The sequence below is a fragment of the Janthinobacterium sp. JF4 genome (assembly GCF_059617925.1).
The window spans coordinates 1-8,453 of record NZ_JCAQAV010000076.1; the positions used below are offsets into that span (position 1 = coordinate 1).

The 8,453-nt window shown below is 62.0% G+C and carries 8 protein-coding genes; 2 read left to right on the forward strand and 6 right to left on the reverse strand.

Annotated elements, in window-relative coordinates; translation table 11 throughout:
• Positions 1 to 328: 328 nt before the first annotated feature.
• From AC54AF_RS26520 to AC54AF_RS26540, 5 genes are all read right to left on the reverse strand, one after another.
• On the reverse strand, positions 329 to 1,339 hold the full coding sequence (locus AC54AF_RS26520; protein WP_496638968.1) for a porin: 1,011 nt from the start codon (positions 1,337 to 1,339) through the stop codon (positions 329 to 331).
• A 70-nt stretch (positions 1,340 to 1,409) separates the two neighbouring features.
• Positions 1,410 to 2,225 (reverse strand): thiazole synthase, encoded by an 816-nt coding sequence (locus tag AC54AF_RS26525; RefSeq protein WP_496638969.1) that lies wholly within the window; start codon positions 2,223 to 2,225, stop codon positions 1,410 to 1,412.
• Positions 2,222 to 3,526, reverse strand: a complete 1,305-nt coding sequence (locus AC54AF_RS26530; protein ID WP_496638970.1) for a D-amino acid dehydrogenase — start codon at positions 3,524 to 3,526, stop codon at positions 2,222 to 2,224. Before AC54AF_RS26530 ends, AC54AF_RS26525 begins: the two co-directional genes overlap by 4 nt.
• A 16-nt stretch (positions 3,527 to 3,542) precedes the next feature.
• Positions 3,543 to 4,607, reverse strand: coding sequence for a YeiH family protein (locus tag AC54AF_RS26535; protein WP_082654522.1), 1,065 nt, complete (start codon positions 4,605 to 4,607; stop codon positions 3,543 to 3,545).
• A 204-nt stretch (positions 4,608 to 4,811) separates the two neighbouring features.
• The gene (locus AC54AF_RS26540) at positions 4,812 to 5,681 is read right to left on the reverse strand and encodes an NAD(P)-dependent oxidoreductase (RefSeq protein WP_496638971.1); all 870 of its coding nucleotides are present in this window, start codon (positions 5,679 to 5,681) and stop codon (positions 4,812 to 4,814) included.
• Positions 5,682 to 5,908: 227 nt separating this feature from the next.
• Between AC54AF_RS26540 and AC54AF_RS26545 the strand changes: the two genes are divergently transcribed.
• Positions 5,909 to 6,562, forward strand: coding sequence for an FxDxF family PEP-CTERM protein (locus AC54AF_RS26545; protein ID WP_496638972.1), 654 nt, complete (start codon positions 5,909 to 5,911; stop codon positions 6,560 to 6,562).
• Between the two features lie 48 nt (positions 6,563 to 6,610).
• Here AC54AF_RS26545 and hisC read toward each other — a convergent pair whose 3' ends face one another.
• Positions 6,611 to 7,669, reverse strand: a complete 1,059-nt coding sequence (gene hisC, locus AC54AF_RS26550; protein ID WP_496638973.1) for a histidinol-phosphate transaminase — start codon at positions 7,667 to 7,669, stop codon at positions 6,611 to 6,613.
• Between the two features lie 133 nt (positions 7,670 to 7,802).
• Here hisC and AC54AF_RS26555 point away from each other — a divergent pair, with 133 nt between their 5' ends.
• On the forward strand, positions 7,803 to 8,219 hold the full coding sequence (locus tag AC54AF_RS26555; RefSeq protein ID WP_496638974.1) for a hypothetical protein: 417 nt from the start codon (positions 7,803 to 7,805) through the stop codon (positions 8,217 to 8,219).
• The last annotated feature ends 234 nt before the right edge of the window (positions 8,220 to 8,453 follow it).

The window sequence follows — 8,453 nt, forward strand, 5'->3', positions numbered from 1 at the left end:
CATTGGCGGCCAGGGTTTCCACGAACGCTTCGGACGGCGTCATCTTTTGCGGGCCCACAGGTATCGCTGCGGCGGCGGCTTTTTGGTCGGACAAATCGGTCATGGCTCAGTCTCCTTACGGTTTTATGAAAAATCGGTATATTTTGTTCCGATATTTGAAATACGTGTTCAATTTAACGGTTGCGAAATGCGCTGTCAATCAAAATTCATGAAAAATCGGACTGTTTCATTCCTGAATCCGGAATCCGTGACTTGGGTCCACTCCTGAAACAACAATGGCGGCTTATCCGCAACAGACAAGCCGCCATCGCTCCCTGCATCGCCGCGCTTAGAACTTCAAACGCATGCCGGCCGTAAAGGCGCTCGAGTTATGGCCAGGCAAGGGCACGCTGCCGCCGCTCGATGCGTCGCCAACGAAATTGGTGCCCGCACCATCGTTGTTGATGCGTCCGTACGAGGTGTACAGATTCGTGCGCTTGGACAAGGCATAGGTGTAGCCGATGGCCAGCTGGCGCCCGCCGCGGCGCAGGTTCGTGCGGTCATCCTTGCGGACGTACGACGCCATCACGCTGCCCGCCGCGCCCACGGGCGCCGACGCGCCCAGCATGTAGTTGCGGAAATCCGTGCCCGCATCATCCTTGTCCGTTTCATACGCGGCGTGCAGCTTGGCGGGGCCGAAGTCGTAGGTGCCGCCCAGCAAGGTGACCTTGGCCGTGTTCAGCGGCGTATCCTTGCGGTTGTCGTGCGCCAGGGTCAGCACCAGCGGGCCGTTGGCGTAGTCGATGGAAAAGTCGATGGTGCGGCCCAGGGTGTTGCTGTCCGGCTTTTCGCCCAGGCCATACATGATGGCGGCCGACAAGCCTTTCACCTTCGGCGTTTCATACATGATGGAATTTTTCGTGCGCAGGCTGGCCACGCTCATCAGGTTGATCGAGGCGCCCGTCATGCCCGTCTCGAACGGGTCGATATTGTCCAGCGCGGTGAACAGCGGGTTGTGCTGCAAGCCCAGGTTCACGGCGCCGAAGCCGCCGGACAGGCCCACGTAGGCCTTGCGCCCGAACAAGGCGCCCTGGCGGTTGGCGCCCGTATCGAGGTCGAGGCCATTTTCCAGCAAGAAATTGGCCTTCAGGTTGTTGCCCAGGTCTTCCGTGCCCTTGAAGCCGATGCGGCTGCCCGACTGCACGCCGGTGGCCAGCTTGGTGACGGAACCGTCCGCGCCGCCGTGTTCGGACGTCAGGCCCGCGTCGAGCAAGCCGTACACGGTGACGGACGATTGGGCGCTGGCGTTGCCGGCGAAGAGTGTGGCCAGGACGGCTGCCGCTACGAGTGTGTGTTTCATGTCATCTCCAGGTATTGTGGTTTTTATGGGTGCTTCCAACAAGAATCGACAACGGTGCTACAAACTTGGCTCAGGCGATCAGCCCGGCCATCGGCGACGAGGGCGAAGCGCTCATGACGCCTCCTCTCCGCGGCATGCGTCCGGCCAGGTAAGCCTCGCGTCCGCCCTGCACTGCCAGTTTCATGGCGCGCGCCATGCGTATCGGTTCGCGCGCCGCCGCGATGGCGGTATTCATCAGGATGCCGTCGCAACCGAGCTCCATGGCAATGGCCGCGTCCGACGCCGTGCCCACGCCCGCGTCGACCAGCACGGGAACACGGGCCTGCTCGATGATCAGCGACAAGTTCCACGGATTCAAAATGCCCATGCCCGAGCCGATCAATGACGCCAGCGGCATCACGGCGATGCAGCCGAGGTCTTCCAGCATGCGCGCCTGGATGGGGTCGTCGCTGCAATACACCATCACCTGGAAGCCGTCGCGCACCAGCTCCCCGGCCGCTTTCAAGGTTTCCGGCATGTTCGGGAACAGGGTCTTTTCATCGCCCAGCACTTCCAGCTTGCACAGCGGGTGGCCGCCCAGCAGTTCGCGCGCCAGCTGCAAGGTGTAGACGGCGTCGCGCGCGTTGTAGCAGCCGCCCGTGTTGGGCAGGATCGTGTATTTCGACGGCGGAATGAAGTCGAGCAGATTCGGCTCGCCCTTCTCCTGGCCAATGTTGACCCTGCGGATCGTCACGGTGACGATCTCGGCGCCGCTTTCTTCGATGGCCAATCGCGTTTCCTCGAAATCCTTGTATTTACCGGTACCCACCAGCAGGCGCGACTGGTAGGTGGTGCCGGCCAGGGTCAGGCCGGTCGGTGCTTGGCTGGGGGTGGCGTCGTCTCTCATCGTGGTGCTCTCCTAAGTTGAACCAAAGCGGCCTCGTGCCGGGGGGCTTCGCCGCAAAACGCAAAATCGACTTCCGGCCGCCGTCCCGACACGAGGTCGGCGATCGCCCTGCCCGCGCCGCAGCCCATGGTCCAGCCCAGGGTGCCGTGGCCCGTGTTGAGGTAGAGCTGGCGGTAGCGCGTGGCGCCGATATACGGCACGTTCGACGGTGTCAGGGGGCGCAAGCCGGCCCAGTAGACGGGGTCGCTGTAATCGCAGGCATGGGGAAACAGCGTTTGCACGCGGCGCGTGATGGCGGCGCAGCGCACGGGGTTCAGTTCCCGCGTGTAGCCGTTCAGCTCGCACGTGCCGGCCACGCGCAGGCGCTCGCCCAGGCGCGAAAATACGAGCTTGTGGCCGTCGTCCGTCAGCGACACGGAAGGCGCGCTGACGGGGTCGAGAATCGGATAGGTGGCGGAATAACCTTTGCCCGGATACAGCATCAAGCGGATACCCAGCGGCTGCAGCAGGGGCGCGGAAAAACTGCCCATGGCCACCACCACGGCGTCCGCGTATTCCAGGCGGTGGCGGCCCTGCGCATCGATGCATTCCACGCCCGTGATGCGCGCGCCATCGGCCAGCAGCCGCGTCACGGTCGTGCCAAAGCGAAAATCCACGCCGGCCGCGGCGGCCCAGGCCGCCAGCGCCGTGGTAAACAGATGCACGTCGCCCGACTCGTCGCTGGCAGTAAAATCGCCGCCGACGATGCGGCTGCGCGCGTGGCGCAGGGCCGGTTCCAGCCGGATCACTTCATCGGCGCTGACGGTGTTGCGCGGACAGCCCAGTTCGCGCAAGAGCGCGGCGCCCATTTGCGGTTTGTCAAACTCCTGCTGGTCCGTGTAGAAATGCAGGATGCCGCGCTCCAGGTGGTCGTATTCGATGCCCGTCTCGCGGCGCAAGGCTTGCAGGCTCTGGCGGCTGTACTCGGCCAGGGCAACGATCTGGCGCATATTGCGCGACACCCTGGCCGGCAGGCATTCGCGCAAGTAGTGCAAGGCCCACTGCCATTGCAGCGCATCCAGGCGGGGACGGAACAGCAGCGGCGCATCGTCCTTGCCCAGCCATGTGAGCACCTTGCGCAGGGTGGCAGGATTGGCCCACGGTTCCGCATGCGAGACGGAAATCTGCCCGCCGTTGGCAAAACTGGTTTCCTGCGCGGCGCCCGCCTGGCGCTCGAGCACGCGCACGTCGTGGCCCGCCTGGCGCAAGTACCAGGCCGATGCCGTGCCGACCACGCCGGCGCCGAGGACAAGGATCTTCATGACAGGCCCGATGCGCTTAACGCGTCAGCAGGACGGCGATGGCGACGAAGGCGGCGATCCACACGGTTTCCATCACCAGCATGATCACGGGACGCCAGCCCAGCGAGGCCAGCGACTGAAACGAGGTTTTCACGCCCAGCGCGGCAATGGCGATGACGAGGCAGGCGCGCGAGGCATTGTTGATCCAGCCATTCACTTCCTGCGGAATCAGGCCCAGGCTATTCGTAATGACGAGCCAGACAAAGCCGATCAGGAAGAACGGCACGAGCGGCGGCGCATCGACTTCGCTCTTGCCCTCCTTGCGCTTGAACATGATCGACAGGCCCAGCACGACGGGCACGAGGCAAGCCACGCGCGTCAGCTTGACGAAAGTGGCCACGTCGCCCGTATGATTGCTGACCAGGTAGCCGGCGCCCACCACTTGCGCCACGTCATGGATGGTGCCGCCGATGAACACGCCCGCTTCCGTGGGGTCAAAGCCCAGCAGCTTGACCAGCAGCGGATAGACGATCATCGCCAGGGTCGACAGGGTCGTCACGCCCACCACCGTCAGCAGCGTGAACTTTTCGTTTTCCTTGGTTTGCGGCAGCACGGCCGAGATGGCCAGCGCGGCAGACGCGCCGCAGATGGCGACCGAGCCACCGGACAAAATCCCTTCCGTAATGGGGCGCTTGAGCCACCTGGCCAGCAGGTAGCCGAAGCCCAAAGTCGCCACCAGGCCGCCGACGACAATCAGCAAGGGCGTCACGCCAACCGAGGCGATCTGGTTGAAGGTGATGCGCGCGCCCAGCAGGGCCACGCCCGTGCGCAGCAACACCTTGCTGCAAAACTCGATGCCGGGCTTGCAGGTGGGGTCCGAGGCCAGGAAGTGGAAGGCCAGGCCGAAGAACAGCGCATACAGCAGTTGCGGGCCGCCGTAATTGCTGGAAATAAAGGTGGCCGACAGGGCGATCACCAGCGCGATGGCCACACCGGGCCAGCTGCGCAGCACGGCGCGGGGGCGCCAGATGGCAACGGCGGAAGACAGGTAGGGAATGTTCTTGTCGACAACGCGTGTTATCGCTGAGGAGTTGGTTTTCATGCGGGTCCGCTCATAATGTTTTAAAAATTGGGACATTTCATCTCGTTTTTTAATAATACACGATGAGCTAGCGAAGTCCATGCTTTTCCATGAAAATCGAAACCGGATGTTCCGGAAACTGACGTTTTAAGGTTTGTGTCGGCGTAAACGGCAAGCGGCGCGGCCCTTTGCAGGGACGCGCCGCCGTGGCTGGCGTTTGAACGATTACTTTTTGTTCAGGCGGGTAATCAGGCTGGAGGTGTCATAACGGTTGCCACCGGCCTGCTGCACTTCGGCATAGAACTGGTCCGTCAAGGTCGTCACGGGCAGGTCGCTGCCGTTGCGCTTGGCTTCGGCGAGACAGATACCCAGGTCCTTGCGCATCAGGTCGACGGCGAAACCGAAGTCGAACTTGCGCGCTATCATGGTCTTGCCGCGGTTTTCCAGCTGCCACGACTGCGCCGCGCCCTTGGAAATCACGTCGACGACCAGGGCCGCATCGAGGCCCGCGTTTTCCGCGAAGGCGATGCCTTCGCTGAGCGCCTGCACCAGGCCCGCGATGCAGATCTGGTTGACCATTTTTGTGAGCTGACCGGAACCGGACGCGCCCATGTAGGTGACGGCGCGCGAGAACAGGGCGATGACGGGCTCGGCCCGCGCATACGCCTCTGCATCGCCGCCCACCATCACCGTCAGCTTGCCGTTTTCCGCGCCCGCCTGGCCGCCGGACACGGGCGCGTCGAGGAAAAAGACGCCCTTCTCTTTCGCCGCCGCATGGATGGTGCGCGCCGCTTCGGCGGACGCCGTCGTGTGGTCGATCAGGATGCTGCCCGGCGCCATGGCGGACAGCAAGCCGCCCTCTTCCAGGATGACCTGGTACAGGTCATTATCGTTGCCGATGCACGTAAACACGAACTCGGCACCGGCAGCGGCCGCAGCCGGCGTGGCGGCGCTGCTGCCCTTGTGCTGCTCCAGCCAGGCGGCCGCGCGGGCCGGATTGCGGTTGTACACGGTGACGTCGTGCCCGCCTGCCGCCAGATGGCCTGCCATGGGGAAACCCATGACGCCCAAACCGATGAATGCCACTTTTGCCATATTGTCCGTCCTGTCGAGGTATGAATCCGATTATTGTTGCACAAATGGCCGCTAGTGGCAGCAGTGGCGATTGGGGAACATCCGCATTTCAACCATACAAGACGGAAATTATCATAAAGAAACTTTATATTGCATTTTTTTCTAGCAAATATTATATTGATTTGGCATTAGGAATTTCAATGCACAGTGCCGCTGTCCTTTTCCCCATCCCTGTTAAGGAGTCAATCTTGCAAACTACATTCCCCCGCCTGAAAATCATCAGCGCCGCCGCCCTGCTGCTCGCCGCCAGCGCCGCACACGCAGACATCACGGTGTTTACCAGCCAGTCCGCCTATCTGGCAGCGGTCGGCAATACCGGCGTCGATACCTTTGATGATTTGCCCATCGATGCACTCGGCGGCCCGCTGAACCGCAACGCCGGCAGCTATGCCTACACGGTCAGCAGCGTTGGCGTCTCGCCCATCCTGTATGGCGCCGGCACGGGCAGCGACAACTGGCTGAGTACGAACAACCGTGACGACAGCGTGCTGTTTTCCAACTTTTCCAGCGCCGTACGCGGTGTGGGGGGATTTTTCTTCGGCTCGAACATTGCCGGTGAATATGCGAACGGCCAGAGCGTCACCCTGACCGCCCGCAATGCGCTGGGAGAATTGCTCACCTACGAGCTGACCTTGCCGACGCAGGCATCATTTGTAGGCTTCCTGTCGACCGGCGCCTTCTCCGACCTGGCCGTCAGTACGGCGGGACAGATCGGTATCTGGCCAACCATCAATAACCTGTCCGTGTCGGCCGTACCCGAGCCCGCCACTTACGGCATGCTGCTGGGCGGCCTGGGCTTGCTGGGCTTCATGGCGCGCCGCCGCCGGGCCAGCCAGCAGTAAGCAAACCGGCACCTGACACGGCTGCCGGCAGCCGTGTCAGGCCTGCCATCACGACAACAGCTCGCGCAAGGCCGCCATCAGGGCTGCGCACTCACCCACATTGCCAATGCTGATGCGCAAATACTGACTGATACGGGGCGCATTGAAGTGGCGCACGATCACGGAACGGGCGCGCAAGCCGGCCGCCAGCTGCGCCGCGTCATGCTGCGGGTGGCGGGCAAAGACAAAATTGGCCACGGAAGGCAGCACCTCGAAGCCCAGCGCCGTCAAATCCGCCGTCAACTGCTCGCGGCTGGCGATGACGGCCTGGCGCGTGTGCTGGAAATACGCTTCGTCGTGCAGCGAAGCGACGGCGCCGGCCAGCGCCAGCCGGTCCAGCGGATACGAGTTGAAACTGTTCTTCACACGTTCGAGCGCCTCGATCAGGTCCGGATGCCCGAATGCACTGCCCACGCGCAAGCCGGCCAGCGAGCGCGATTTCGAGAACGTCTGCACCACCAGCAAGTTCGGATAACGCTCGACCAGGGCCACGGCACTTTCGCCACCGAAATCCACATATGCTTCATCGACCACCACCACGGCATCGGGATGCGCGCGCAGCAGGGTTTCCACGCCGGCCAGCGGCAAATCGACGCCCGTGGGCGCGTTGGGATTCGGGAAGATGATGGCGCCGCACGGCCCCTGATAGTCTTCCGGGCGGATGCGCATGGACTCGTCGAGCGCAACCGTGCGGTAATCGATGCCGTACAGTTTGCAATACACGGGATAGAAGCTGTAGCTGATGTCCGGGAACAGCAGCGGCGCATCGTGCTTGAGCAAGGCCATGAAGGCCAGCGCCAGCACTTCGTCGGAACCGTTGCCGACGAACACTTGCGCACTGGTCAAGCCGTGGTAGTCGGCCAGGGTTTGCTTCAGTTCGCTGGCGGACGGATCAGGGTACAGGCGCAGGGTATCGTTGGCGGCTTCGCGCAGCGCTGCCAGCACCTGCGGCGACGGGCCATAGGGGTTTTCGTTGGTGTTGAGTTTGACCAGGTCGGGCAGTTTTGGCTGCTCGCCGGGGATATAGGGGGTCAGCTCGCTGACGATGGTGCTCCAGAATCGGCTCATTGCTTTGCTTTGGTATGGGGGCAGGATGGGAGGGGGTAGATTACCATAGGCTGAGCAGGGTCAAGGTGGGCTGCATCGGCAAGGGCTAGCGTGGATAGCGCTGGCACAGCGCTTGGCAAGGAATAGCAGGGCCATGCACGGTACTCTCGGGACACTGTTTGACAGCGGTGAAAAAAGCGAGGAGCATGAAGTGAAAAGCACGGAGGATTGCGCCATGGACGAACAAGTCAACGCACTGGGAAAGGACATGGCTGGTGTGAAACTGGACGTTAAGGATGTAAAGACCGATGTGGCTGACATCAAAGTGGATGTTGCGGACTTGAAAACCGATGTTGCGGACCTCAAGGTGGATGTGGCTGGTCTGAAAACGGATGTCGGCGTTCTCAAGACGGATGTCAGTGGCTTGAAACTGGACCTCGCTGTGGTGCGCTCCAATTATGCGACCAAGTCAGATGTGGCTGAGGCGAAGTCGGCTGTCATCCTGTCGTGTGCGGGGACGATGATTGCCTTGTCGGGCGCGGCGTTTGCGGTGGCCAAGCTCGTACACTAGCTTGTTGCGGTAGTGGCGGCGCAGGCTTTCAAAGCCTGGCTGGCTTTGAAAGCCTGAATGGAGGAAAAAACGCCTTGCGCTGCGCGCTTTGGGCGGTTTTTCTACCTGGACTTTGCGCTGGTGTTTTTTTGACCTTGCGGGAATAAAAAAAGCTCCCTTGCGGGAGCTTCTTCTATGTATTCTGGCGGAGAGGGTGGGATTCGAACCCACGGTACGATTTAACGTACGCTTGAT